19 protein-coding genes are annotated in these 25,908 nt (G+C 72.3%); 15 read left to right on the forward strand and 4 right to left on the reverse strand.

Annotated features, from left to right (window positions below):
* Positions 1-839 precede the first annotated feature (839 nt).
* The 4 genes from ACFWNV_RS00055 (at position 840) to ACFWNV_RS00070 (ending at position 7,524) form a co-directional block, all read left to right on the forward strand.
* On the forward strand, positions 840-2,693 hold the full coding sequence (locus ACFWNV_RS00055) for an IucA/IucC family protein (protein WP_383937925.1): 1,854 nt from the start codon (positions 840-842) through the stop codon (positions 2,691-2,693).
* Positions 2,694-2,725: 32 nt separating this feature from the next.
* Positions 2,726-3,457 carry a GNAT family N-acetyltransferase gene (locus ACFWNV_RS00060; protein WP_383937928.1) on the forward strand — a complete coding sequence of 244 codons (732 nt, stop codon included), beginning with the start codon at positions 2,726-2,728 and terminating at the stop codon, positions 3,455-3,457.
* A 175-nt stretch (positions 3,458-3,632) separates the two neighbouring features.
* A complete protein-coding gene (locus tag ACFWNV_RS00065; protein WP_383937931.1) occupies positions 3,633-5,501 on the forward strand; it encodes an IucA/IucC family protein in 1,869 nt (622 codons plus the stop codon).
* A gap of 52 nt (positions 5,502-5,553) precedes the next feature.
* Positions 5,554-7,524, forward strand: coding sequence for an ATP-dependent DNA helicase (locus ACFWNV_RS00070; protein WP_383937932.1), 1,971 nt, complete (start codon positions 5,554-5,556; stop codon positions 7,522-7,524).
* Between the two features lie 121 nt (positions 7,525-7,645).
* Here ACFWNV_RS00070 and lexA read toward each other — a convergent pair whose 3' ends face one another.
* Positions 7,646-8,437, reverse strand: a complete 792-nt coding sequence (gene lexA / locus ACFWNV_RS00075; RefSeq protein WP_383937935.1) for a transcriptional repressor LexA — start codon at positions 8,435-8,437, stop codon at positions 7,646-7,648.
* Between the two features lie 484 nt (positions 8,438-8,921).
* Between lexA and nrdR the strand changes: the two genes are divergently transcribed.
* Both nrdR and ACFWNV_RS00085 read left to right on the forward strand, forming a co-directional pair.
* The gene (gene nrdR, locus ACFWNV_RS00080; RefSeq protein ID WP_250748823.1) at positions 8,922-9,431 is read left to right on the forward strand and encodes a transcriptional regulator NrdR; all 510 of its coding nucleotides are present in this window, start codon (positions 8,922-8,924) and stop codon (positions 9,429-9,431) included.
* Between the two features lie 144 nt (positions 9,432-9,575).
* Positions 9,576-12,470 carry a vitamin B12-dependent ribonucleotide reductase gene (locus ACFWNV_RS00085; RefSeq protein WP_383937938.1) on the forward strand — a complete coding sequence of 965 codons (2,895 nt, stop codon included), beginning with the start codon at positions 9,576-9,578 and terminating at the stop codon, positions 12,468-12,470.
* A 76-nt stretch (positions 12,471-12,546) separates the two neighbouring features.
* On the opposite strand, the gene ACFWNV_RS00090 is transcribed toward ACFWNV_RS00085, so the two are convergent.
* Positions 12,547-13,506 (reverse strand): DUF1152 domain-containing protein, encoded by a 960-nt coding sequence (locus ACFWNV_RS00090; protein ID WP_383937940.1) that lies wholly within the window; start codon positions 13,504-13,506, stop codon positions 12,547-12,549.
* A 53-nt stretch (positions 13,507-13,559) separates the two neighbouring features.
* On the opposite strand from ACFWNV_RS00090, the gene ACFWNV_RS00095 reads away from it, so the two are divergent.
* The 5 genes from ACFWNV_RS00095 to ACFWNV_RS00115 all read left to right on the forward strand — a co-directional run bounded on the left by ACFWNV_RS00095 (position 13,560) and on the right by ACFWNV_RS00115 (position 18,577).
* The gene (locus ACFWNV_RS00095; protein ID WP_383937944.1) at positions 13,560-14,399 is read left to right on the forward strand and encodes an arylamine N-acetyltransferase; all 840 of its coding nucleotides are present in this window, start codon (positions 13,560-13,562) and stop codon (positions 14,397-14,399) included.
* 32 nt (positions 14,400-14,431) lie between these two features.
* On the forward strand, positions 14,432-15,037 hold the full coding sequence (locus ACFWNV_RS00100; RefSeq protein ID WP_250748831.1) for a YdbC family protein: 606 nt from the start codon (positions 14,432-14,434) through the stop codon (positions 15,035-15,037).
* Between the two features lie 83 nt (positions 15,038-15,120).
* Positions 15,121-15,780, forward strand: a complete 660-nt coding sequence (locus tag ACFWNV_RS00105) for a histidine phosphatase family protein (protein ID WP_383937947.1) — start codon at positions 15,121-15,123, stop codon at positions 15,778-15,780.
* A gap of 11 nt (positions 15,781-15,791) precedes the next feature.
* Complete coding sequence (locus ACFWNV_RS00110) at positions 15,792-16,706, forward strand: ADP-ribosylglycohydrolase family protein (RefSeq protein WP_383937950.1); 915 nt, start codon at positions 15,792-15,794, stop codon at positions 16,704-16,706.
* A 134-nt stretch (positions 16,707-16,840) separates the two neighbouring features.
* Entirely contained in the window at positions 16,841-18,577 is a 1,737-nt protein-coding gene (locus tag ACFWNV_RS00115) for a DUF4173 domain-containing protein (protein ID WP_383937953.1), read from the forward strand.
* Positions 18,578-18,671: 94 nt separating this feature from the next.
* On the opposite strand, the gene ACFWNV_RS00120 is transcribed toward ACFWNV_RS00115, so the two are convergent.
* Positions 18,672-20,225, reverse strand: coding sequence for an MFS transporter (locus tag ACFWNV_RS00120; protein WP_383937955.1), 1,554 nt, complete (start codon positions 20,223-20,225; stop codon positions 18,672-18,674).
* Positions 20,226-20,343: 118 nt separating this feature from the next.
* Between ACFWNV_RS00120 and ACFWNV_RS00125 the strand changes: the two genes are divergently transcribed.
* From ACFWNV_RS00125 to ACFWNV_RS00135, 3 genes are all read left to right on the forward strand, one after another.
* Positions 20,344-20,970 carry a TetR/AcrR family transcriptional regulator gene (locus ACFWNV_RS00125; protein ID WP_383937959.1) on the forward strand — a complete coding sequence of 209 codons (627 nt, stop codon included), beginning with the start codon at positions 20,344-20,346 and terminating at the stop codon, positions 20,968-20,970.
* A gap of 189 nt (positions 20,971-21,159) precedes the next feature.
* A complete protein-coding gene (locus tag ACFWNV_RS00130) occupies positions 21,160-21,870 on the forward strand; it encodes a ribonuclease HII (RefSeq protein WP_383937962.1) in 711 nt (236 codons plus the stop codon).
* A gap of 59 nt (positions 21,871-21,929) precedes the next feature.
* Entirely contained in the window at positions 21,930-22,526 is a 597-nt protein-coding gene (locus ACFWNV_RS00135) for a hypothetical protein (RefSeq protein WP_383937965.1), read from the forward strand.
* Between the two features lie 171 nt (positions 22,527-22,697).
* On the opposite strand, the gene ACFWNV_RS00140 is transcribed toward ACFWNV_RS00135, so the two are convergent.
* A complete protein-coding gene (locus ACFWNV_RS00140; RefSeq protein ID WP_383937967.1) occupies positions 22,698-23,327 on the reverse strand; it encodes a hypothetical protein in 630 nt (209 codons plus the stop codon).
* A 394-nt stretch (positions 23,328-23,721) separates the two neighbouring features.
* Here ACFWNV_RS00140 and ACFWNV_RS00145 point away from each other — a divergent pair, with 394 nt between their 5' ends.
* A complete protein-coding gene (locus ACFWNV_RS00145; RefSeq protein WP_383937970.1) occupies positions 23,722-25,872 on the forward strand; it encodes a RecQ family ATP-dependent DNA helicase in 2,151 nt (716 codons plus the stop codon).
* The last annotated feature ends 36 nt before the right edge of the window (positions 25,873-25,908 follow it).

Consider the following 25,908-nt stretch of genomic DNA (forward strand, 5'->3'; position numbering starts at 1 on the left):
CTGCTGCGTGGCCGCCGTTGCTCGGTGCTGCGGACGGCTCCCCCCGGCCTTGCGCCGACCCGGCCGTGGCCGATGGGTCGACGCCTCCTCCTACTGCGTGGCCGCCGTTGCCCGCTGCGGCAGACGAATCCCCCCGGCCTTCCGGCGATCCGGCCGTGGCCGGTGAACCGAAGGTTCCTCCTGGCGCGTGGCCGCCTCTGCCCTCTGTGGCGGACCTTTCCCCTCAGCCCTCCGGCGATCCGGCCGTGGCCGGTGTGGCGATGCCCCTTCCTGCTGCGTGGTCGCCGTTGCTTGCTGCGGCGGACGGTTCTCTCCGGGTTTCCGCCGACGCCGTCGTGGCCGGTGGGTCTTCGGCGCACGCGGCCGCTACCGCGTGGCCGCCGTTGGCTGGTGCTCTGGCGCGGTCCGGCGAAGCGGTGGTCACCGGGGTCTTGGGCGGTGTGCCTTCGGCTGTGGCTGCGCAGCCGGATTCCGGGGCCGCGGTCGATGGTGGTCCGGCGGGGGTGGGTGAGGGGCTGCCGGGCGGGGGCTCCGTGGGGGCCCTCGTCGGGTGGCCCGGGGTGGAGGTCAGGGGAGCCGCGGCCGGACCCGGTTCTTCGTCGGACCCGGCGCCGTCGGGCCCGGGGCGTTCGGGTGAGCTGCCCTCCGGAGGGCAGGGCGAGGCTGTGCTGAAGGGGCCTTCTGAGGGGGCGCCTTCCGGCTCGGGTTCCGTGGGTACGCCACTCGCTGCCCAGGACGCGGTGGCCCCACGGCGCGGCGCGGCCGAAGCGGGGGAGTGGGCGACGGCGCCGGCGCCGCCGGGGGACGGCTCCGCCAGTCCTGCCGGTGGACTTCCGGGCATGCCGGCGGCGGGCATGCCCTGGCCGCCGGCCGAGCCGCAGTCACCTGCCGCCGTGCCACGGCAGAAGGACGGCACCGTCCGGCCCCGGGCGGGAGCGGCCGACCCGCTGGACCATCCCGACCCCAGGGTCGCCGCCGAGGCCGCCTCGGTGGAGAACCTGCTCCGCTGCTGGGTCCGCGAGACCGGACTCGAACAGCCCGCCGGTTCCGTCCTGCGCATCCCCCTCCCCGCATCGGGCACCGCCCTGCTCGTCGCCGTCCGCTACTGGTCGCCCGCAGGCTGGCACCGCTTCGGCCCGGCCCGCATCCAAGGCGTGCCCGCCGACTCCCCCGCCGTGGACGCGGTCACCCTCGCGGCGCTCATCTCCCGCGAAGGCGAGGGTCCCCACGGAAACGCCGCCCCTGGCGACAGTGCTCCCGGTGGCGCCGACCTCGTCGGGCGGGTCGCCGACTCGGTGGGCCGGACCGCCGAGTTCATCACCGACCGCCGCCAACGCCCGGCCGCACCCGACCCCGTCGCCACGGACCTGTTCCTCACCGCCGAACAGTCCCTCCTCCTCGGTCACCCGCTGCACCCGACGCCGAAGAGCCGCGAAGGGCTGTCCGAAGCCGAAGTGCGCCGCTACTCACCCGAACTGCACGGCTCCTTCCCCCTGCACTGGGTGGCGGTCGCCCCCGCCGTCCTCGCCACCGACTCGGCCTGGACCGAACGCGGCCGCCCCGTCCCCGCCGCCCGGCTCCTGGGCCGCCTGGCCCCCGGGCTCCCGGTGCCCGACGGCGCCACCCCCCTTCCCCTTCACCCCTGGCAGGCCCGTGACCTGCTCCAGCGCCCCGCGATCGCCGCCCTCCGCGACGCGGGACTCCTGCACGACCTGGGCCCGTACGGCGCCCCCTGGTATCCGACCTCCTCCATCCGCACCGTCCACCGGCCCGGCGCCCCCGCGATGCTCAAGCTCTCCCTCGGCCTGCGCATCACCAACTCCCGGCGCGAGAACCTCCGCAAGGAACTCCACCGCGGCATCGAGGTGCACCGGCTGCTCCGCACCGGACTCGCCGAGCGGTGGCAGTCCGCCCACCCCGGCTTCGACATCGTCCGCGATCCCGCATGGGCCGCCGTCGACACCCCGGACGGCGTACCCGTCCCCGGACTCGACGTCCTGCTCCGTCACAACCCCTTCCTGCCGGGCGACGACGCCCTCTGCATCGCCGCACTCACCGCACCCCGCCCGTGGCCCGGGCGGACCACCATGAGCTCCCGGCTCGCCGAGACCGTCTCGCGGCTCGCCGCCACCACCGGGCGGACGATCTCCGCCGTCGCCGCCGAGTGGTTCCTGCGCTACCTCGAACACGTCGTCCTGCCGGTCCTCGCCTTCGACTCGCTCGCCGGCATCGCCCTCGAAGCGCACCAGCAGAACACGCTGGTCCTCCTCGACCCGGCCGGCTGGCCGGTCGGCGGCCGCTACCGCGACAACCAGGGCTACTACTTCCGCGCATCCCGCCGCGCGGAACTGGAGCGCCGGCTCCCCGGAATCGGCGCCACGAGCGACACCTTCGTCTCCGACGCCGTCACCGACGAACGCTTCGCCTACTACCTCGGCATCAACAACGTGCTCGGTCTCATCGGGGCCTTCGGATCCCAGCGGCTCGCCGACGAACGCGTCCTGCTGGCCGCCTTCCGCCGCTTCCTCGGCAAGGCCAGGGGCCTCGGCCCGCTCCCCGAGAGGCTGCTCGACTCGCCCACCCTGCGCTGCAAGGCGAATCTGCTCACCCGCCTCGGAGGCCTGGACGAGCTCGTCGGCCCCGTCGACACCCAGTCCGTCTACGTCACCATCACCAACCCCCTTCACGATTGACGCGTCAGCACCGAAACGGAGAAGAGCCCCCGATGCCCTCCACCGACTTCCACACCGGCGTGCTCCTCGCCGATGTGGCCCCCACCCATGCGGCCTGGACCGATGAGGCCCGCACCGCTGTGCTCCGCTCCGAGGTGTTGCGCACGCCCGCGCCGCGCCTCAGCGCCGATTCGCTGCCCCGGCTCGCCGAAGCCGATCTGCTCGACTCCCCGGCGGCCTGGGGCGGCGTCACGACCAGGTCCGGCGTCTTCCACCTCGAACCGGTACGGCTCGACCGCGACCTGGACCTGCTCACCGGCTGGATGAACGACCCGCAAGTGGACGCCTATTGGGAACTGGCCGGCCCGGCCGGGGCCACCGCCGCCCACGTATGGGCACAGCAGGCCGGGGACAGCCGCAGCATCCCGTGCCTCGGCCTCCTCGACGGCACGCCGATGAGTTACTGGGAGATCTACCGGGCCGACCTCGACCCGCTCTCCGCGTACTACCCGGCGCGCCCCCACGACACGGGTATCCACCTGCTCATCGGAGACGGCACGAACCGCGGCCGAGGTCTGGGCACCCTGCTCCTGCGCGCCGTCGCCGACCTGGTGCTCGACAACCGTCCCCGCTGCATGCGCGTCATCGCCGAACCGGACATCCGCAACACCCCCTCCGTATCAGCCTTCCTGAACTCCGGCTTCCGCTGCCCCGCCGAAATCGAACTGCCCGGCAAACGAGCCGCCCTGATGGTCCGCGAGCGGGCGCTGCGCAATCTCCTCTGAGCACCGCCCCGCCCTGACCCCACCGCTCCGACCCACCGCTCCGACCCAGCGCCCCGGCCCCTCCGCCCCGCAGCGCCCTCCGCCCCACCGGTTCCCCTACATCCCTTCACTTCCCGTACCTCTCACCTCGAAAACTCTGCGTCACGCAGCAAAGTTCCCGATCCTGAGGAGTCCCGTGCAGAATTTCCCCGCAACCCCCGACTCCCCAGGCCCCCACCTCCCGGACTCCGTGCCCCCGTCGCCCCAGCACCCCTGCACGCCGCCCGAACTGAACCGGCTGACCTGGGAGTTCGCTGCCCGCCGGCTGCTCGCAAAGATGCTCGGCGAGTTCGCGTACGAGGAGATCATCACCCCGGTCCCCGCCCCCGCCGCCTCGGGCGACGCCTGGACGCTGACCCTCGACGACGGCAGCAGCCTCGGCTTCCGGGCCCGCCGCCGTGCGTACGGCAGCTGGCACGTCACACCCGACACGATCACCCTCACTCCGCAGTCCGGCTCTTCCGGCCCGCCGACCGCCTTCGGGGACCCGTACGCCTTCCTCATCCGCGCGCGCACCCTCCTCGGCCTCGACGGCGCCACCCTCGGCCACCTCGTCCGCGAGCTCAGCGCGACCCTCGCGGCAGATGCCCGCATCGACCACACCGCGCTCACCGCGGACGTCCTGGCCGACCTCGACTACGCGGCCCTCGAAGGCCACCAGACCGGCCATCCCTGGCTCGTCCTCAACAAGGGGCGGATCGGACTCTCCGCGTCCGACACCGCCGCCTGGGCGCCCGAGGCCCGCACCGCGCAGCGCCTGCCCTGGCTCGCCGCCCACACCTCCCTCGCGCACTACCGGGGCACCGCCGGCCTGGAAGACCCCGCCCGCCTCTACTCCGCCGAGCTCGACCCCGTCACCCGCGCCCTCTTCGACCGGACCCTGCGCGAGCGCGGCCTCGACCCGCTCGGCTACCTCTACCTCCCCGTCCACCCCTGGCAGTGGGACGAGGTCCTCCTGCCCCTCTTCGCTCCGGCCCTCGCCGACGGCACCCTGGTCCCGCTCCCCGCCGACCCCGACCTCCGCCTTCCGCAGCAGTCGATCCGCACCTTCCTCAACCTCACCCGCCCCGACCGCCACAGCGTCAAGCTGCCGCTCTCCGTCCTCAACACCATGGTCTGGCGCGGCCTGCCCTCGGACCTGGCCCTCGCGGCGCCCGCCGTCACCGCCTGGATCCACTCCCTGCGCGACGGCGACCCCTTCCTCCGCGAGGAATGCGGAGTGATCCTGCTCGGCGAGGTCGCCTCCGTCACGGTCCGCCACCCCGTCTACGACGCGCTCCCCGAAGTCCCGTACCAGTACAAGGAGCTCCTCGGCGCGATCTGGCGCGAGCCGCTGACCCGGCACCTCGCCCCCGGCGAGCGGGCCCGCACCCTCGCCTCGCTCCTGCACACCGATCCCCGCGGCCGGTCCTTCACCGCCGAGCTCGTCGTTCGCTCCGGTCTGACCCCCGTGGTCTGGCTCCAGCGGCTCTTCGCCGCCCTGCTGCCGCCGCTGCTCCGCTTCCTCTACCGCTACGGCACCGTCTTCTCCCCGCACGGGGAGAACACCGTCGTGATCTTCGACGAGCACGACGTCCCGGTCCGGCTCGCGGTCAAGGACTTCGTGGACGACGTCAACATCAGCGCCGAACCGCTGCCCGAGCTGGCGGCAGTGCCCGACGAGGTCCGCGCGGTCCTGCTCAGCGAGCCCGCGGACTTCCTGCCCCAGTTCATCCACTCCGGGCTCTTCGTCGGCGTCTTCCGCTACCTGTCCGCCCTGTGCGAGGACCGGCTCGGGGTCCCGGAGGACACGTTCTGGTCCCTCGTCCGGGCGGAGATCCTGCGCCACCAGGCCCGTTTCCCCGAGCTCAAGGAGCGCTACGAGCTCTTCGACCTGCTCGGCGAACGCATCGTGAGGCTCTGTCTGAACAGGAACCGCCTCTACGAGGACGGCTACCGCGACCGGCCCGACCGCCCCCACGCCGTGCGGTACGGCACCGTGCCGAACCCCCTCCACCGGTCATGACCGCTCGCCGGTGCGGCCACTGTCGGCGGAGCCCCGTAGGGTTGGCACTGCTATGACGAAGCCCTCCCTCCCCGACCTGCTGCACGCCGCCGTCTCCGCCGTCGGCGGCACGGAGCGGCCCGGCCAGGTGGCCATGGCCGAAGCCGTCGCCGAAGCGATCGACGACAACTCCCACCGCCTCATCCAGGCCGGTACCGGCACGGGCAAGTCCCTCGGCTACCTGGTGCCGGCCCTCGCGCACGGCGAGCGCGTGGTCGTGGCCACGGCGACGCTGGCCCTCCAGCGCCAGCTCGTCGAGCGCGACCTGCCCCGGACGGTGGAAGCGCTGCATCCGCAGCTCCGCCGCCGCCCGCAGTTCGCCATGCTCAAGGGCCGCTCCAACTACCTCTGCCTGCACCGTCTGCACGAGGGCGCCCCGCAGGACGAGGAAGAGGGCCTCTTCGACCAGTTCGAGGCGGCCACCCCGACCAGCAAGCTCGGCCAGGACCTGCTGCGGATGCGCGACTGGGCGGACGAGACCGAGACGGGTGACCGCGACGACCTCACCCCGGGCGTCTCCGACAAGGCCTGGGCGCAGATCTCCGTCTCCTCCCGCGAATGCCTGGGTGCAACGAAGTGCGCGTACGGCGCGGAGTGCTTCGCGGAGGCCGCCCGCGAGCGGGCCAAGCTCGCGGACGTGGTCGTCACCAACCACGCGCTCCTCGCCATCGACGCCATCGAGGGCGCCCCGGTCCTCCCGCAGCACGAGGTGCTGATCGTCGACGAGGCCCACGAGCTGGTTTCCCGGGTGACGGGGGTCGCCACGGGAGAGCTCACCCCGGGCCAGGTCAACCGTGCCGTGAAGCGCGCGGCGAAGCTGGTCGACGAGAAGACCGCCGACTCGCTGCAGACCGCGTCCGAAACCTTCGAGCGGGTCATGGAGCTGGCCCTCCCGGGCCGCCTGGAGGAGATCCCCGAGGACCTCGGCTACGCGCTGATGGCCCTGCGGGACGCTTCGCGCAGCGTGATCTCGGCGATCGGCACCACGCGGGACAAGTCCGTCCACGACGAGGACGCCGTCCGCAAGCAGGCGCTCGCCGCGGTGGAGAGCGTGCACGGGGTGGCGGAGCGGATCACGCAGGGCTCCGAGTACGACGTGGTCTGGTACGAACGCCACGACCGCTTCGGCGCCACCCTCCGGGTGGCTCCGCTGTCGGTGTCGGGCCTGCTGCGGGAGAAGCTGTTCGCGGAGCGCTCGGTGGTCCTGACCTCGGCGACCCTCAAGCTCGGCGGCGACTTCAACGGGGTGGCCGCGTCGATGGGCCTGTCCCCGGAGGGCGTCGAGGGAGAGGACGTGCCGCAGTGGAAGGGCCTCGACGTCGGCTCGCCCTTCGACTACCCCAAGCAGGGCATCCTCTACGTCGCCAAGCACCTGGCCACCCCCGGCCGCGAGGGCACCCGCGGCGACATGATGGACGAGCTCGCGGAGCTGATCGAGGCGGCGGGCGGCCGCACCCTCGGGCTGTTCTCCTCCATGCGCGGGGCGAAGGCCGCTGCCGAGGAACTGCGCGGCCGGCTCGAGAACCCGATCCTGCTCCAGGGCGAGGAGACCCTCGGCGAGCTGATCAAGGCCTTCGCCGCCGATCCGAAGACCTGCCTGTTCGGGACCCTGTCGCTATGGCAGGGCGTGGACGTTCCGGGGCCCAGCTGCCAGTTGGTGATCATGGACCGGATCCCGTTCCCGCGCCCCGACGACCCGCTGATGAGCGCCCGGCAGAAGGCGGTCGAGGAGCGCGGCGGGAACGGCTTCATGTCCGTCGCGGCGACGCACGCGGCGCTGCTCATGGCCCAGGGTGCGGGCCGGCTCGTACGGGCCACCGGGGACAAGGGCGTCGTGGCGGTCCTGGACCCCCGGCTGGCCACGGCCCGGTACGGGAGCTTCCTGCGGGCCACCCTGCCGGACTTCTGGTACACCACGGACCGCAATCAGGTCCGCCGCTCGCTCGCCGCGATCGACGCCGCGGCGCAGGCCGAGGACAAGTAGGCCGAGGGCGAGCAGGGCGAGGACACGTAGGCCGCGGACAAGCAGGGCGAAGGCCCCGTACACACAAAGCAGCTCCGGGACCGGCGCAGTAGGTCCCGGAGCTGGATGAGGGCGCGGGCAGTCAGAGCCGGCGCAGTACCGCCACGACCTTGCCGAGGATGGTGGCGTCGTCGCCGGGGATCGGCTGGTAGGCGGCGTTGTGCGGGAGCAGCCAGACGTGGCCGTCCTCGCGCTTGAAGCGCTTGACCGTGGCCTCGCCGTCCAGCATGGCGGCGACGATGTCGCCGTTCTCCGCGACGGGCTGGCGGCGGACGGTCACCCAGTCGCCGTCACAGATCGCGGCCTCGACCATCGAATCGCCGACGACCTTGAGGCAGAACAGCTCTCCGTCGCCCACGAGCTGGCGGGGGAGGGGGAACACGTCCTCCACCGACTCCTCGGCGAGGATCGGGCCACCGGCCGCGATCCGGCCGACCAGGGGCACGTACGAGGCTGCGGGCTTGCCCGTGGTGTCCGTGGGCTGCGAGCTGGGCTGGTCGGAGCCGCGCACCTCGTACGCCCGGGGGCGGTGGGGGTCGCGGCGCAGGAAGCCCTTGCGCTCCAGGGCCATCAGCTGGTGCGCGACCGAAGAGGTGCTGGACAGGCCGACCGCCTGGCCGATCTCCCGCATCGACGGCGGGTAGCCGCGCCGCTGCACCGAGTCGCGAATGACCTCGATGACCCTCCGCTGCCGGTCCGTGAGCCCGGAGCTGTCGGCGCGGATGCCTGGAGGTCGCCCTGGCAGCGAGCGTGCGGGGCGTACGGGCTCCGCCTCCGGGTTCAGGCTTGCGTCATTCATGGCATGCACCGGCTCAAGTCGGCTCTGGGAGCGGTTCTGGGCAGTGATGGTGGCACTGTCTGCGGTGGTGGTCACGTCGTCGGCCCCTCTCGAAATGTTCTCCCTAGCTGGACAACGGTAGTTGCTTTCGAAAGGTTGCGCCAAACACACGTTCGAGTGAAAAATCGTAGATGACCCACCGTGTTCACTTCGTGAGGTGTATAGAACGAGCGCCGGCGGGCCCTCCGGACCGAACGGGGGTTCGGCTGCGGAGCCACTGCTTACGGTACCCTTCCGGGTCGGGTCGCCACCGTCCGGGTCTGCGCCCAGTCTGGCACCGCAGGGCCTGTTATCCGGCCATCGGACGCCGCGACACGCGGAGCGGTGTAAATCCACCACAACCCAAGATCTAGTGGTTGGATGAGCGCTGCCACCCAGAAGTTGTGGTCCTCGGTCTGCCGGGGCCCCCGACATCGCATATGCTTGTGGCTGCTTCGAGAGCCTCCGACAGAGCTTCGACTCTGCCGTTCAGGGGTCTCACGAGGTGATTCAGTCGTGCCAAGAGGAGGGTGAGGGAACCATGCACTGCCCCTTCTGCAGGCACCCCGACAGCCGTGTCGTCGACAGTCGCACCACCGACGACGGCACGTCGATCCGCAGGCGCCGCCAGTGCCCCGACTGCTCCCGTCGCTTCACGACGGTGGAGACGGCCTCACTGATGGTGATCAAGCGCAGCGGGGTGACCGAACCCTTCAGCCGCACCAAGGTCATCTCGGGCGTGCGCAAGGCGTGCCAGGGGCGGCCGGTCACCGAGGACGCCCTCGCCAAGCTCGGCCAGCGGGTCGAGGAGGCGCTGCGCGCCACCGGGAGCGCCGAGCTGACCACCCACGACGTGGGTCTGGCCATACTCGGCCCGTTGCAGGACCTCGATCTGGTCGCGTACCTCCGGTTCGCGTCCGTTTACAAGGCGTTCGACACACTCGAAGACTTCGAGACCGCCATCGCGGAACTCCGCGTGCCGCGGCCTCATGAAGAGTGCGAGCCCGGTGGGACCGCTCCGGTCCCCGTGCCCGCCTCCGCCGCCGACTGACCGGAGGGACCGTTCCGCGCCGTGCGTGCGTCGTGGAACGGCCGGTGGGTCTGGCGAAGAAGACGTAGATACAAGACACACAGCACCGTGCCGCGGAATAGCGCTGGCACTTTAGGGCGTTTTGCCCGCATTGGGAGGAACGGCATGACAGAGACGGCGAGCAGCTCGGCACGAGGTTCCCGCGCCAAGGGCACCAAGACTGCCAAGAGCGGCCTGCGTATCGAGCGCATCCACACCACCCCGGGCGTGCACCCGTACGACGAGGTGACCTGGGCGCGCCGCGACGTCGTCATGACCAACTGGCGCGACGGCTCGGTGAACTTCGAGCAGTACGGCGTCGAGTTCCCGGACTTCTGGTCGGTGAACGCGGTCAACATCGTCACGAGCAAGTACTTCCGCGGTGCGGTCGGCACCCCGCAGCGCGAGACCGGTCTGAAGCAGCTCATCGACCGGATCGTGAAGACGTACACGAAGGCCGGCGAGGACTTCGACTACTTCACGTCCCCCGCCGACGCGGAGATCTTCGAGCACGAGCTGACCTACGCGCTCCTGCACCAGATCTTCAGCTTCAACTCGCCGGTGTGGTTCAACGTGGGCACGGCCCAGCCGCAGCAGGTCTCCGCCTGCTTCATCCTGGCCGTCGACGACTCCATGGAGTCGATCCTCGACTGGTACAAGGAAGAGGGCATGATCTTCAAGGGCGGCTCCGGCGCCGGCCTGAACCTCTCCCGCATCCGCTCCTCCAAGGAGCTCCTCTCCTCCGGCGGCAACGCCTCCGGCCCGGTCTCCTTCATGCGCGGCGCCGACGCGTCCGCCGGAACGATCAAGTCGGGCGGCGCCACCCGCCGCGCGGCCAAGATGGTCGTCCTGGACGTGGACCACCCGGACGTCGAGGACTTCATCGCCACCAAGGTGAAGGAAGAGGAGAAGATCCGCGCCCTGCGCGACGCGGGCTTCGACATGGACCTGGGCGGCGACGACATCACGTCCGTCCAGTACCAGAACGCCAACAACTCCGTTCGCGTGAACGACGAGTTCATGACGGCCGTCGAGAACGGCACCGACTTCGGCCTGCGCGCCCGCATGACCGGCGAGGTCATCGAGACGGTCGACGCCAAGTCGCTCTTCCGCAAGCTCGCCGAGGCCGCGTGGGCCTGTGCCGACCCGGGCATCCAGTACGACGGTGTGATCAACAACTGGCACACCTGCCCCGAGTCCGGCCGTATCACCGCGTCCAACCCGTGCAGCGAGTACATGCACCTGGACAACACGTCCTGCAACCTCGCCTCGCTGAACCTGATGAAGTTCCTCGACGACGACGGCAAGGGCAACCAGTCCTTCGACGCCGAGCGCTTCTCCAAGGTCGTCGAGCTGGTCATCACCGCGATGGACATCTCCATCTGCTTCGCGGACTTCCCGACGCAGAAGATCGGCGAGAACACCCGCGCCTTCCGCCAGCTGGGCATCGGCTACGCCAACCTCGGCGCCCTGCTGATGGCCACCGGCCACGCGTACGACTCCGACGGCGGCCGCACCCTCGCCGCGTCGATCACCTCGCTGATGACCGGTACCGCGTACAAGCGCTCCGCCGAGCTGGCCGCGATCGTCGGCCCGTACGACGGCTACGCCCGCAACGCCGAGTCGCACAAGCGCGTCATGAAGCAGCACTCCGACGCCAACGCCGTCGCGCCGCGCACCGAGGACCTGGACAACGTCATCTGGGCCGCGGCCACCGAGGCCTGGCAGGACGTGATCCGCCTCGGCGAGAAGAACGGCTTCCGCAACTCGCAGGCCTCCGTCCTCGCGCCGACCGGCACCATCGGTCTCGCGATGTCCTGCGACACCACCGGTGTCGAGCCGGACCTGGCCCTGGTCAAGTTCAAGAAGCTCGTCGGCGGCGGCTCGATGCAGATCGTCAACGGCACCGTTCCGCAGGCCCTGCGCCGCATGGGCTACCAGGAAGAGCAGATCGAGGCGATCGTCGCCCACATCGCCGAGCACGGCGTGGTCGTCGACGCCCCGGGCCTGAAGCAGGAGCACTACTCGGTCTTCGACTGCGCGATGGGCGAGCGTTCCATCTCCGCGATGGGCCACGTGCGCATGATGGCCGCGATCCAGCCCTGGATCTCCGGCGCGATCTCGAAGACGGTCAACATGCCGGAGACGGCGACCGTCGAGGAGATCGAGGAGATCTACTTCGAGGCGTGGAAGCTGGGCGTCAAGGCGCTCGCGATCTACCGCGACAACTGCAAGGTCGGCCAGCCCCTCTCCGCGAAGAAGAAGGAAGCGGAGAAGGTCGAGGTCACCGAGAAGGCCGAGGAGACCATCCGCACGGCGGTCGAGAAGGTCATCGAGTACCGCCCGGTCCGCAAGCGCCTCCCGAAGGGCCGTCCGGGGATCACCACCTCCTTCACGGTCGGTGGCGCCGAGGGCTACATGACCGCGAACTCCTACCCGGACGACGGTCTCGGCGAGGTCTTCCTGAAGATGTCCAAGCAGGGTTCGACCCTCGCGGGCATGATGGACGCCTTCTCGATCGCCGTCTCGGTCGGCCTGCAGTACGGCGTCCCGCTGGAGACGTACGTCGCGAAGTTCACGAACATGCGCTTCGAGCCGGCCGGCATGACGGACGACCCGGACGTGCGGATGGCGCAGTCGATCGTCGACTACATCTTCCGCCGCGTGGCGCTCGACTTCCTGCCCTTCGAGACCCGCTCGGCCCTCGGCATCCACTCCGCCGAGGAGCGTCAGCGCCACCTGGACACCGGTTCCTACGAGCCCCTCGACGAGGAGCTCGACACGGAGACCCTGACCCAGGCGGCCCCGCTCGCCGCGGTCCAGACCGTCCCGGCCGTCAAGCCGGTCGTGATCGTCCCGGCCCCGGCCGTCAAGACGGCGCACTCCAACGCCGAACTGGTCGAGATGCAGCTCGGCGTCTCCGCCGACGCCCCGCTGTGCTTCTCCTGCGGTACGAAGATGCAGCGCGCCGGCTCCTGCTACATCTGCGAGGGCTGCGGCTCCACCAGCGGCTGCAGCTGACCAGCACGCCGCTGCCACTGAGCAGCTGAAGGAACGGGGACCGGCCACTGGCCGGTCCCCGTTCCCGCGTGCGAGGTCAGTGGGGGAAGGTCCGGGCCGGGCGGGTGATCACCTCGTCTCGGAAGGCCGCGATCTCCGAGCTCACCTGGCGCAGCAGGTGGGTGTTCTCGATCCGGTCCAGATAGAGGCAGCGGGCGGCCAGGCCCGCCAGGTCGAAGGCGAAGCACAGGGACATCAGCGGGTTCACGAACAGTTCGCCGTCGCGGGTGCGGCTGGTGAAACGGACGTCCCCGAAGGAGCCCCGGACCGCCGCGGCGATCGAACCGTTCACGATGCTCGGGTGCTCCGGGGTGCGGTCCTGCGCGTGGGCGACGGCATCGAGGTACAGCGCGCCCTCCCGGGTGGCACGGGGGACCGAGAACGCGCCGAGGTACGCCCCGTCCCGTTCCAGCGCCGCGATGTTCTCCAGGACCAGTGCGTGGTTCACCCCGTGGTACGCGTCCACGCCGAAACCCACCGAGACCACGAGGCGCTCCGGTACGTCGTCCAGCGCGGCCAGGGCCGCCACGCTGGTCAGGTCCTCCTCGGGCGTGCCGAGCCCGGCCTCGTCCCCCCGCATCAGGATGTCGGTACCCCCGTCGACGAGGACCACCGCGTCGATCCGGTGCAGGTCGATCAGCGCGCGGTAGGCGGCCCGCAGCGGTTGCACGCCGGTCTGGGGGAAGGCGTACACCGTCGACGGGTACCGGTGCAGCTCCAGCCACTGGGCCAGGGTCCGCTCCGGGAAGTACGACTGGTGCGGCGCGGAGCGCGGGGTGACGGCCGCGAGGTCCGGGGCCGCCCAGTCGTCGAGCGGGAGGCCGGCCAGTGAGCTGAAGGAGAGGTTGGCCAGGTACACCTCCTTGCCCTGGTGCAGGAGGGAGAGGGCGATCGGGAGTCCGGCGTAGATGTCGAAGCCGCCACCGGCGCCGGAGACGAGGACCCGCTCGGCCGGAGCCAGGCGGGCGAAGAGCGGGTTGGTGTGCAGGGCCGTCATGATGACCATGGTGGGGGGCGGCCGGTCGGGGCGCCCCGCAATATCGTCGGGCGATGAGCGGGGAAGCCATGTGGAGCGGTGACGAGCTGGATCTGGACGCCTATCTGGCGCGGATCGGCTGGAGCGGCGGGGAACTCCGGGCGGATCTGGAGACGTTGAAGGCAGTGCACCGGGCGCACACCGGTGTGATCACCTTCGAGAGCCTGGACGTGCTGTTCGGCCGCCCCGTCGGGCTGGACGTCAAGGCGGTCGAGGGCAAGCTCGTGCACGACCGCCGCGGCGGCTACTGCTACGAGCAGAACACCCTGCTGGCCGCCGCCCTGGAGCGGATCGGCTTCGTAGTCTCCGGGCGCGGTGCCCGCAACCGCTCCCGGGGGGATGCCCTGACCCCGGTGACGCACGCCGTGCTCGTCGTCACCGTCGAGGGGGAACCGTGGCTCTGCGACGCCGGGTTCGGCTGGCAGGGGCCGCGCGAGCCCGTGCCGCTGGCGCGCCCCGGCGCCGAAGTGCGGCAGGGGGAGTGGCTGTTCCGCGTCCGGGAGGAAGCGGACGGGGTCCTCGTGCTGTGCGTGCCGCGCGAGGGCGCCTGGCGGGACCTGTACGCCTTCTCCCCGCAGCCCTACCACCCCGTCGACTACGTGGTGCTGAACCACTACAGCTCCTCCCACCCCCGCTCCGCCTTCGTCGGCCGGGTCGTCGTCCAGCGGCAGGGCGACTCCGATCGGCTGGCCCTCGTGGGGCGGGAGCTCTCCCGGCTGCTCCCCGACGGGCGGACCGAGCGGCGGGAGGTGCCGGCCGGAGAGCTGCTCGCCCTGCTCGGGCGGGAGTTCGGCCTTCGGCTGTCCGAGCGGGATGCGGCGGAACTCCTTCGGATGTACCGCGCCGAGGACTGACCCGGGCCCCGCCGGGACCGTACGATGGCGCAGTGCTGGTCAAGTGGATTCGCTGCACGGTGACGGACCGACGCGGGTTCGAGCGCGGGCAGCGCAAATGGGCGGGGCTGCCCGGCGAACCCGGATTCCGGGGGCAGGGCGGCGGCTGGAGCCGGGGCCGGCAGGGGGTGGCGCACGTCTTCACCTTCTGGGAGAGCCGTTCCTTCTACGACTCCTTCATGGCCCGCTCCCACGACCGGCTGGCCGCGTCGCAGAACGGCACCTACACCGACGCGCGGGTCACGCTCTTCGACCACCGCTTCGACGTGAAGACCGGCTTCGAACCGCGCTTCACCGACGCCGACGTCGTCCGGGTCGCGCACACCCGGGTGCGGGAAGGCCGCGTCGACCATTTCGCGCTCATGCAGGAGAAGGTCTGGAACCCGGCCATGGCGGGCTCGCCCGGCATGGTCCGGGGCCTCTTCGGCGAGGCGCCCGGCCGCGAGTTCCTGGTGCTGTCGATGTGGCACGCGGCGGCCGAACACGGCAAGTACCGGCAGGAACGGGTCGAGCGGCTCTCGCTGCGGGCCCAGATCCAGGCCGACGTGGAGGCCCTCACCGGGGACGTGGTCGACCTCGAACCGTCCTGGACGGTGTGAGGAAGAGCTGACTGTATGTTCGCGCCGTGTCCGACCGGCGAGCCCGGTCGGCGGGCCCGATCGTGGCCGAATAAGGTCGTGGGATGGTTCGACCACGGCGCATCGTCCTTGTCCGGCACGGGGAATCGGAGGGCAATGCCGATGACACGGTGTACGAGCGGGAGCCCGACCACGCCCTGCGGCTGACCCGCACCGGGCGCGAGCAGGCGGCGGAGTCCGGCGTGCGCCTGCGCGAGCTCTTCGGGGACGAGCACGTCAGCGCGTACGTCTCCCCGTACCGCCGGACCCTGCAGACCTTCCGCGAGCTGCGCCTGGACCCGACGCGGGTACGGATGCGCGAGGAGCCGCGGCTGCGCGAGCAGGACTGGGGGAACTGGCAGGAGCGGGAGGACGTACGGCTCCAGAAGGCCTACCGGGACGCGTACGGGCACTTCTTCTACCGCTTCGCCCAGGGGGAGTCGGGCGCCGACGTGTACGACCGGGTCGGGGCCTTCCTGGAGAGCCTCTACCGCAGCTTCGAGGCCCCGGACCATCCGGAGAACGTGCTGCTCGTGACGCACGGCCTGACGATGCGGCTCTTCTGCATGCGCTGGTTCCACTGGTCCGTGGCCGAGTTCGAGGCCCTCTCCAACCCGGGGAACGGCGAGTACCGGGTGCTCATGCTGGGATCCGACGGCCGGTACCGGATGGACCGCCCGTTTGAGCGGTGGACCACACCGGAGCCTTATGACCTGGACGGCTAGAGTGACGCGCGATGACCTCTGACTCCTCTCCCGAAGGGCGCTACGCACGCGCCATGGCCAGCCTCCGGGGGCTGGCCCTGGGTGACGCCCTGGGTTCCCAGTACTTCGTCCCCGTGAACTACCCGCTGCTCAAGCGGCGCGAGCTGCCCGCCGGCAGCGATCCGTGGCAGTGGACCGACGACACAGAGATGGCCTGCTCGGTGGTGGCCGTGCTCGCCGGGCACGGCCGGGTGGACCAGGACGCGCTGGCCGCCTCCTTCGCCCGCCACCACGACTTCGACCGCGGCTACGGGCCCGCCGTGAACCGGATGCTGCGCCTGGTCCGCGAGGGCGCGGACTGGCGCACGCTCGCCGCGGAACTGTTCAACGGACAGGGTTCCTGGGGCAACGGCGCGGCCATGCGGGTCGCCCCGCTGGGCGCCTGGTACGCCGACGACCCGGAACAGGCCACCCACCAGGCGGAGATCTCCGCCTACACCACCCACCAGCACCGCGAAGCGGTGTGCGGGGCGATGGCCGTGGCCGCCGCGGCCGCACTGGCGGCCGATCCGGCCGGGCCGCCGAAGGCCGCCGACCTGCTGGACGGGGTGATCGCGCTCGTCCCGCGCAGCGCGGTGGCCGCCGGGGTGCGGCGGGCGCGCGACATGCTCGACTACGGCGACGCCACGACCGTCGCCGCCGTACTGGGCTGCGGGCGGCGCACCAGCGCCCACGACACGGTGCCGTTCGCCCTGTGGTCGGCGGCGCGGGGCCTGGACGACTACGAGCGGGCCTTCTGGACCACCGCCCAGGTGGGCGGGGACGTGGACACCACCTGCGCGATCGTAGGCGGGGTGCTGGGCGCCCGCGGGGACGCCGCGCTGCCGCAGGCCTGGCTGGCCCGGACCGAGGCGCTGCCGGCCTGGCTGCCGGAGTCGGCGCGGTAGTCACCCGCTCTCCGTTTGTCACGGTCCTGCCACAGGCGTCTTTTGAGCCTGTTCAAAACTGCATCTGACCGGCCTACTCTGTCGGCTTCGCCTCCCTGCCCCACGGCGGGGAGGTCGACAGGGGAGGGGACTCGATGTCAGCAGGAAACACCGGCGCGGAGAGCGCCGGGACGGCGGACGCAACGCCTGCGGCGGACGCCACGCAGACGGGGGCCGGTGCGGCGGGGGCCGCTCGGTCCGTGCCCGTGCCGTCCGCGGCCGTGGCGACCGCTCACGTGCCACCCGCGCCCGTGCCACCCGCGCCGCCCGGCTGGGATCCCAAGGCCTGGCAGGCCCACCAGGTGCGCAAGGAGCGCGCCGCCTCCGGCGCCTGGTCCCTGGCCCCGCTCGCGTGGGCCGAGGCCGCGCGCCCGGCGGCCGTCGGACCGGTACCGGCCGTCGTGCTGGGCGCCGTGCTCGCCTCCGGCGTCGCCGTCGCGCTGCTCCTGGGCGACGGGCTGGGCCCGGGCCTGCTCCTCGCGGTGGTGCCCGCGCTGGTCGGCGCCTACGCGGCCGCCCGCACGGCCGGCCGCACCCTGCGCCCGTGGACCGCGCTCTGGGCGCTCGGCTGTCTCGCCCTGCTCGCCGTGCCCGCCCTGCGGGCCTCCGCCTGGCCTGCCGTGACGGCCCTGCTCGCGGCCCTCCTGACGGGCGCCCTGGCCCTGCACGGCAGCCGCAGCTGGCCCGGCATCCTGCTCGGCCCGGTCGGCCTCCTGGACTCCGCCGTCCTCGGCGTGCGCTGGGTCTGGAGTGGCCTGCGCTCGCGCGGCGAAGGGCGCCGGGAGCGCTGGCTGCCGGTGGCGAAGGCCGTGGTGGTGGCGGTGGTCCTGCTGGCCCTCTTCGGCACCCTGTTCGCCTCCGCCGACGCGGCGTTCGCCGACCTGCTGAGCGGGCTGACCCCCGACATCAGCGGCATGGGCGGCCCGGTCCGCTTCCTGCTCTTCGCGGTGGGCCTGCTCGTCGCGGTGGCCGTCGCCCGCGCGGCCGCCGCGCCCTCCCGCTGGGACCGCATCCAGGTGCGTCCGGGGAAGGCGCGCTCACGGGTGGAGTGGGCCCTTCCGCTCATCGTGCTGAACCTGCTCTTCGCCGCCTTCAACGCCGTCCAGCTCGCCGTCCTCTTCGGCGGCTACCGCAAGGTCCTGGAGGCCACCGGCCTCACCTACGCCGCCTATGCGCGCCAGGGCTTCTGGCAGCTGCTCTGGGCCACCCTGCTCACCCTCGCCGTGATCGCGCTGGCCCTGCGCTGGGCCCCGCGCGACGGAGCCGGCGACCGGAGGCTGGTGCGCATCGTGCTCGGCACGCTCTGCGCGCTCACCCTCGTGGTCGTCGCCTCGGCGCTGCGCCGCATGGACCTGTACGTGGACGCGTACGGGCTGACCAGGCTGCGGCTGTCGATCGCCGGCGTGGAGCTGTGGCTCGGGCTGGTCATCGCACTGATCATGGCCGGCGGGCTGTTCGGCGCGCGATGGCTGCCCCGCGCGGTCGCGGGGAGCGCCGTGGCGGCCGTGCTGGCCTTCGGGCTGATGTCCCCGGACGGGGTGATCGCGGAGGGCAACGTCACGCGGTACGAGCAGGACGGCAAGATCGACCTGGCCTACTTCCAGTCGCTGTCGGCGGACGCGGTACCGGCCCTGGACCGGCTGCCCGAGCCCCAGCGCTCCTGTGCCCTGCGCGGGATCGCCAGGGAGCTCGCGGCGGCGGGCCGGGCGCCCTGGTACGCGACGAGCCTGGGGGAGCGCCGGGCCCGGGAGATCCTGGGCGAGCGCGGGGTCAGCGCCTCGTACGAGCAGTGCAGGAGCCTGGGGACCTTCGGGAGCCGCATCGAGTACTAGGCCTGCGAGGGCGAGGCCCCCGAGTACGAGGCCCTGAGCGGCCCGGCGCCGGAAAGGACTTCCCGCGCCGGGCCGCTCGTACAGAGCTGCGTGCTCAGGCGGCCGGACCGGCCTTCGCGGCGGCTCCGTTCAGGGCCTCCAGGTCGCTCGTGCGCACGCGGATCACCAGCAGCGCGGTGAGGAGGGCGATCGCCGACATGGCCACGGCGGCGATGAAGGCGGTGGCGATGCCCCGGGTGAGGACGAGGTCGCCCCAGGGGTCGGGCAGCCGGCCCGTCCGCAGGAAGGCCTCCAGCTGTCCCTGGTCGGCGTGTGCCCGGAAGTCCGGTACCTGGCGGGCGGCTTCGTCGCGGCCGGCCGTGCCGAAGACGGTGACCAGGATGGACAGTCCGAGCGAGCCGCCGACCTGCTGGCTGGCGTTGAGCAGTCCGGAGGCCGCGCCCGCCTCCTGCGGGGCCACTCCGGAGACGGCGGTGAGGGTGAGGGTGACGAAGTTGAGGCCCATGCCGAAGCCGAACAGCAGCATCGGGCCCAGTACCCCGGACAGGTAGGAGCTGTCGGTCTCGATGAAGGACAGCCAGGTCAGGCCGGCGCCGGTGAGGGCGGATCCGGTGACCATGAACGGCTTGGGGCCGAAGCGCGGCAGGAGGCGCTGCGAGAGTCCGGCGGCGGTGATGATGGCGACCGTGATGGGCAGGAAGCCGATGCCGGACCGGATCGGGGAGAAGTCCAGCACGTTCTGCACGAACTGGACGATGAAGAAGAACATGCCGAACATCGCGGCGGCGAGGCTGAGCATGATCACGTAGGTGCCGGTGCGGTTGCGCGAGGCGAACATGCGCAGCGGGATGATCGGATCGGCGGCCCGGGACTCGACGAATGCGAAGGCCGCGAGCAGCAGGACGGCCAGGCCGAAGGAGCCGATGGTCAGGCCGTCGCGCCAGCCGTCCTGGGAGGCGCGGATGAATCCGTAGACGAGCGCGGTCATGCCGCCGGTGGAGGTGAGTGCTCCGGCGATGTCGAAGCGGCCCGGGTGGCGTTCGGACTCGTTGATGTAGAGCGGGGTCAGGAAGGCGATCAGCAGGCCGATCGGCACGTTGACGAAGAAGACCCAGCGCCAGTCGAGCCACTCGGTGAGCATGCCGCCGGCCAGCAGGCCGACCGCGCCGCCGCCCGCGGAGACGGCGGCGAACACGCCGAACGCGCGGTTGCGTGCTGGTCCTTCGGCGAAGGTCGTGGTGACCAGGGCGAGGGAGGTCGGCGAGGCGATGGCGCCACCGACGCCCTGGAGGGCGCGGGCGGCGAGCAACTGCCAGGACTCCTCGGCGAATCCGCCGAGGAGGGAGGCCAGGGTGAAGAGCAGGATGCCGGTCATGAAGACGCGGCGCCGGCCCAGGATGTCGCCGGCGCGGCCGCCGAGCAGCAGCAGACCGCCGAAGGCGAGCGTGTAGGCGCTGATCACCCAGGACAGGTCGGTGGTGGAGATGGCGAGGTCGGTCTGGATGTGCGGGAGCGCGATGTTCACGATCGTCGCGTCGAGGACGACCATGAGCTGACAGGCGGCGATGACGGTGAGCGCCACTCCCGGGCGCCCCCCTCGGCGGGCCGCGGCCGGTATCCGGGTTTTGGAGAGCTGAGGAGTTGTCACCGTGGGTCCCCCCAAGTGAAATAGTGAACGCAATCGCGTTCACGGCGGTTCCACGGTAGGGAAGGAGTCTTAGTGAACGCAAGCGTTCACTAAGATTGAAAATGCGTGCGACGGACGTATGAGCCGGTCGGAGGTAACGGGAGTGGTGGGTTCACGCCGGCCGGCGGCGGCCCCGGGGCGCAGGCGCGGACTCGAACTCGAACGGGCGATTCTCGACGCCGTGTTGGAGCAGCTGAGCACCGCGGGCTGGAACGCCCTCACGATGGAGGGCGTCGCCTCGGGGGCGCAGACGGGCAAGGCCGCGCTGTACCGCCGCTGGCCCTCGAAGGCGGACCTGGTGGCCGAGGCGCTGCGGACGCGGCTGCCGCCACTCGGGCGGATTCCGGACCTGGGATCGGCGCGCGAGGACCTGTACGCGGTGTGCGTGCGGATGCGGGACGTCATGCGGTCGCGGGCCGGGCAGGCGCTGAGGGCGGTGCTTCACGAGTGCGATCACACCCATGCGGAGCGGTTCCGCGACCTCGTCCGGGCCGCGCTCTACGAACCGGCGCACGGTCTGATCGGCGAGCTGGTGCGCCGCGGAATCGACCGGGGTGACGTCCGGCCGGACGCGACCGGTCCGCTTCTCGTCGAGGTCATCCCGGCGCTGATGATGTACCGCGCGAAGGTGTGCGGGAGCGAATGGGCGGACGCGGAGATCGCCGAGATGATCGACGGGGTGATGGTCCCGCTGCTCAGGGTGTGAGACGGGGCGGGGTGGGCGGCACGGCGCGGAGGTGGCCGGGGCGCGGCGGGCGGGGGGCGGCGGCGCGCCGGGGAAGGCGCGGCGGCGCGGCGAGGAGGGGGCGGCGGCGCGGCGAGGAGGGGGCGGCGGCGCGGCGAGGAGGGGGCGGGGTGTGCAGGCGGCCCGGGGCGGCGTAACCTTGCTGGCGCCATGCCGTACGAAGCACCCACTCACACCGTCGAACGCTCCCTCCGGGCGACCACCGGCGCCAAGGTCATCGCCGGGGTCGACGAAGTCGGACGAGGGGCCTGGGCCGGTCCCGTCACCGTCTGCGCGGCGATCACCGGTCTGCGCCGGCCGCCCGCGGGACTCACCGACTCCAAACTGCTCACCGCCAAGCGCCGTGACGCGCTCGTCGGCGTCCTGGAGGACTGGGTCACGGCCTACGCCCTGGGCCACTCGTCCCCCGAGGAGATCGACGAGCTCGGGATGACCGCCGCCCTGCGCCTCGCCGCGGTGCGCGCCCTGGAGGCGCTGCCCGTGCGGCCCGACGCGGTGATACTCGACGGCAAGCACGACTACCTCGGTGCGCCCTGGCAGGTCCGGACGGTGATCAAGGGCGACCAGTCCTGCGTCGCCGTCGCCGCGGCCTCGGTGATCGCCAAGGTCCGGCGCGACCGGATGATGGCCGAGATCGGCGAACAGGGCGGCGGAATAGAGGACTTCGCTTTCGCCGCCAACGCCGGATACCCCTCGCCCGTGCACCGGGCGGCACTGGAGGAGCAGGGTCCGACCGCGTACCACCGGCTCTCCTGGTCCTACCTCGACGCGCTGCCCCGCTGGAGCCACCTCAAGAAGGTGCGCCGCAGCGAGGAAGCGATGGAGCTGGAAAACGGAGGCCAACTCGGCTTCGATTTCTGATCGCACGCACGTGCCACCAACCGGTACGTTTCGCACCGGTGTTTGATGAATATCAGCTCATGCCTCTCACCCCCGCCCCCGAGGAGCCTCAGATTCACGAGAGTGCCCAGGGTCCCCGCGTCACGCCGGCCGCGAGCCGCACCGCGCAGACCCCCCGCCCCGTACCCGGTCCCCGTCCCGCCCCCAGGCCCGCGCCGCCCGCACCCCGCAAGCCGCAGGCCGCCCGCGTTCCCGCGGCTTCCACCACCCCCTCGGTCTCGGCATCGGTGCCGCAGGTCCAGCTGATCCCGGCATCCGCCGAGGGCGCGCTGGACGCGGCCGAAGAGGCCGTGGACCTGCTGCTCGACACCGGGCGGGCGCCCGGTGACATCCTGCTGCTCACCACCGGCGACCCGCACCCGTGGGCCGCGCACGAGCTGTCCTTCGGCGAGGCCGCGTACTGGGCCCTGCACGATGCCGGGGACGACGTCTTCTACGCCGACGCGGCGCAGGTGAAGCGCGCCGCCGGCCGTCCCGTCGTGGTCTTCGCGGTCAACGGCGGACCCGCCGACGCGGCTGCCGGAGCCCTGCCGGTCGCCCTCGCGCGAGCCGGCGCGCTCCTGATCGTGTGCGGCGAGCCGCAGCAGATCAACTCCGTGCTGGGTGCGGGCGTCTGACGCCCCGTACCCCGCCACGGTCGAGGGGCGGGGCGGGCCGGTGGCCGGCCCTGCCGAAGTCCGAGGCCTGACCAGCCGTACGCCCGCTCCGGGTGTACGGCCCTTGGTCGTTCCCTGGTACGAAGCCCTGCGCGCTCCGTGCCCGGGCGCCCGGGGTGCGGTGGCGGCGGCTCAGCGCGCCGCGGTGCGGCGCAAGGCCTCCGTGGCCCCACCGCCGCTGCGCAGCGAGAGCGGGGCGAACTCGGACGGCGCATCGCCGAGGCGCTCGGGCCGGGACTCCGAGCTGGGGCTCCGGCCGCCGCGGCCCTCGCCCAGCACCTGCCAGCCGCCCCGGGTCAGCGTGATGTAGGCGCCGCAGCGCAGCCCGTGCAGGGTGCAGGCGTCACGCAGCCCCCACATCCAGGCCCCGTCCTCCTCGGTCCAGCGCTCGTCGCCGTCGCGGCAGAACAGCAGCACGGCGGTGCGTACCGGGGTCCGCCGCCGCAGGTCGTGCGGAATGACCCGGCGCAGCCGGGAGAGCAGGGCGTTGCGGTACTCCCAGCCGTCGGCCGTGGTGGAGCGCTGCACGAAGGAGGCGCTGGCCACGAGCCGCTCCTCGGGCCCGAGCACGGCGATCACCGCCGTGGACGGGACGGGGCCGTGCCGCGAGTGCAGTCCGCTGACGACCTCGCGCGGGTTGCGCAGCAGGGGGACGCCCGACGCCGTCCACTCGGAGGGTTCCAGCAGTCTGCCGTGCCGGCTGGCGCCGCCGGTGGCCGTTCTCAGGGACGTGGTCGAGGGCGGGGCGAATCCGAAGGTCACGGTCCTCCCTTCGGGTACACGCCCGCGTACGGGCACAGCTGGAGTGCGGGCGCGCCGCGGCACGGCCCAGGGATGCGCCGTCGAGCCGAGCGGGAGCAAGACAATTCTCGCGTGGCCCGTGAGCATGCGGCAACGAGCAATTGGAGCCGCCGACCGGAATTCGCCGGTATGCCGTTCATATCCTTGCCCCGCCACGCCGAAGATGACGCATTCGGGCGGGGCCGGAACGCGGGCACCAGGGGAAACACCCCTTCGGCGCCCTTCGGTGCACTTCTACGCCAGGTCCGGTGCGGCGGCCGCGCGGCGGGGCGGACGGCGGGGCGGACGGCTCGTGGGCCCGATGTCACGCTGGGTGAATTGGCCGATTGTCCTAGGCATCGGGTTGCATGGGGGCATGGACAACCTGGAGCTCCGCGCTGAAGCCGATGCCATCCTCGCTGAGCTGGTCGGTGCCCCGGGGGGTTCGGCCCGGCTGCGGGAGGACCAGTGGCAGGCGGTGTCCGCCCTGGTGGAGGAGCGCCGACGGGCCCTGGTGGTGCAGCGCACGGGGTGGGGCAAATCGGCGGTGTACTTCGTGGCCACGGCCCTGCTGCGCCGCCGCGGGGCGGGCCCGACGGTGATCATCTCGCCGCTCCTCGCGCTGATGCGCAACCAGGTCGACGCGGCGGCGCGGGCCGGGATCCAGGCCCGGACGATCAACTCGGCCAACCCGGAGGAGTGGGAGACGATCTACGGGGAGGTCGAGCGGGGCGAGACCGACGTGCTCCTCGTGAGCCCCGAGCGCCTGAACTCGGTGGACTTCCGCGAGCAGGTGCTCCCCAAGCTCGCGGCCACGACCGGCCTCCTGGTGGTCGACGAGGCCCACTGCATCTCCGACTGGGGCCACGACTTCCGCCCCGACTACCGCCGGCTGCGCACCATGCTCGCCGAGCTCGCCCCCGGCGTGCCCGTGCTCGCCACCACCGCGACGGCCAACGCACGGGTCACGGCGGACGTGGCCGAGCAGCTGGGCACGGGAGGCGGGGGCGCCCTGGTCCTGCGCGGCCCGCTGGACCGGGAGAGCCTGCGGCTGGGCGTGCTGGAGCTGCCGAACGCCGCGCACCGGCTGGCGTGGCTGGGGGAGCGGCTGGGCGACCTGCCCGGCTCGGGGATCATCTACACGCTGACGGTGGCGGCCGCGGAGGAGGTCGCCGCTTTCCTGCGCCAGCGCGGCTATCCGGTGGCCTCGTACACGGGCAAGACGGAGAACGCCGACCGGCTCCAGGCCGAGGAGGACCTGCTCGCGAACCGGGTGAAGGCGCTGGTGGCGACCTCCGCCCTGGGCATGGGCTTCGACAAGCCGGACCTGGGGTTCGTGGTGCACCTGGGCTCCCCCTCGTCCCCGATCGCCTACTACCAGCAGGTGGGGCGTGCGGGGCGCGGCGTCGACCACGCCGACGTGCTGCTGCTGCCGGGCCGGGAGGACGAGGCCATCTGGGCGTACTTCGCCTCGGTCGGTTTCCCTCCCGAGGAGCAGGTCCGGCGGACCCTGGACGTGCTGGAGCAGGCGGGACGCCCGTTGTCGCTGCCGGCGCTGGAGCCGCTGGTGGACCTGCGCCGGTCGCGGCTGGAGACGATGCTCAAGGTCCTGGACGTGGACGGCGCGGTCAAGCGCGTGAAGGGCGGCTGGACCTCCACCGGACAGCCCTGGGCGTACGACGCGCAGCGGTACGAGTGGGTGGCCCGGCAGCGGCAGGCCGAGCAGCAGGCCATGCGGGACTACGTGGCCACCACGGGGTGCCGCATGGAGTTCCTGCAGCGGCAGCTCGACGACGAGAAGGCGACCCCCTGCGGCCGCTGCGACTCCTGCGCCGGGCCCTGGCTCGACCCGGCGGTGTCCCACGGCGCCCTCGACACGGCGACCGGCGAGCTGGACCGCCCGGGCGTCGAGGTCGAACCCCGCCGCATGTGGCCCTCCGGCATGCCCGCGGTCGGCGTCGACCTCAAGGGCCGCATCCCCGCCGGCCAGCAGGCGGCCACGGGACGCGCGCTGGGACGGCTGTCGGACATCGGCTGGGGCAACCGGCTGCGCCCGATCCTGGCGGAGCAGGCCGCGGACGGCCCGATTCCGGACGACGTGCTGGCGGCCGTGGTGACGGTGGTCGCCGACTGGGCCCGCTCGCCGGGCGGCTGGGCCGGCGGCGCGACGGCCCGGCCCGTGGGGATCGTGGCCATGCCCTCCCGCTCCCGCCCGCAGCTGGTGGGCTCGCTCGCCGAGGGCCTGGCCCGGGTCGGCCGGCTCCCGCTCCTGGGCAGCCTCGCCTACACCCCGCAGGCCGGCGAGTACGGCGCACACCGCAGCAACTCCGCCCAGCGGCTGCGCGCCCTGGCCGCCTCCTTCGCGGTCCCCGCCGAACTCGCCGCCGCACTGGCCGCCAACCCCGGACCGGTCCTGCTCGTCGACGACTACGCCGACTCCGGCTGGACCCTGGCCGTGGGCGCACGCCTCCTGCGCCAGAGCGGCGCCGACCAGGTGCTCCCCCTGACGCTCGCCCTGGCGGGCTGAAAGCGCGGCGCCTTCGGTGATTCATAGGGGAGTCCG

The sequence above is a fragment of the Streptomyces sp. NPDC058401 genome, assembly GCF_042722885.1.
GTDB lineage: Bacteria > Actinomycetota > Actinomycetes > Streptomycetales > Streptomycetaceae > Streptomyces.

Coding starts and splice junctions, on each gene's coding strand:
- ACFWNV_RS00130 (WP_383937962.1), top strand. CDS start 21,160: ATGCCGTACGAAGCACCCACTCACACCGTCGAACGCTCCCTCCGGGCG.
- ACFWNV_RS00055 (WP_383937925.1), top strand. CDS start 840: ATGCCGGCGGCGGGCATGCCCTGGCCGCCGGCCGAGCCGCAGTCACCT.
- ACFWNV_RS00085 (WP_383937938.1), top strand. CDS start 9,576: ATGACAGAGACGGCGAGCAGCTCGGCACGAGGTTCCCGCGCCAAGGGC.
- ACFWNV_RS00095 (WP_383937944.1), top strand. CDS start 13,560: ATGAGCGGGGAAGCCATGTGGAGCGGTGACGAGCTGGATCTGGACGCC.
- ACFWNV_RS00125 (WP_383937959.1), top strand. CDS start 20,344: ATGAGCCGGTCGGAGGTAACGGGAGTGGTGGGTTCACGCCGGCCGGCG.
- ACFWNV_RS00105 (WP_383937947.1), top strand. CDS start 15,121: ATGGTTCGACCACGGCGCATCGTCCTTGTCCGGCACGGGGAATCGGAG.
- nrdR (WP_250748823.1), top strand. CDS start 8,922: ATGCACTGCCCCTTCTGCAGGCACCCCGACAGCCGTGTCGTCGACAGT.
- ACFWNV_RS00135 (WP_383937965.1), top strand. CDS start 21,930: ATGCCTCTCACCCCCGCCCCCGAGGAGCCTCAGATTCACGAGAGTGCC.
- ACFWNV_RS00145 (WP_383937970.1), top strand. CDS start 23,722: ATGGACAACCTGGAGCTCCGCGCTGAAGCCGATGCCATCCTCGCTGAG.
- ACFWNV_RS00060 (WP_383937928.1), top strand. CDS start 2,726: ATGCCCTCCACCGACTTCCACACCGGCGTGCTCCTCGCCGATGTGGCC.
- ACFWNV_RS00115 (WP_383937953.1), top strand. CDS start 16,841: ATGTCAGCAGGAAACACCGGCGCGGAGAGCGCCGGGACGGCGGACGCA.
- ACFWNV_RS00110 (WP_383937950.1), top strand. CDS start 15,792: ATGACCTCTGACTCCTCTCCCGAAGGGCGCTACGCACGCGCCATGGCC.
- ACFWNV_RS00070 (WP_383937932.1), top strand. CDS start 5,554: ATGACGAAGCCCTCCCTCCCCGACCTGCTGCACGCCGCCGTCTCCGCC.
- ACFWNV_RS00090 (WP_383937940.1), bottom strand. CDS start 13,506: ATGACGGCCCTGCACACCAACCCGCTCTTCGCCCGCCTGGCTCCGGCC.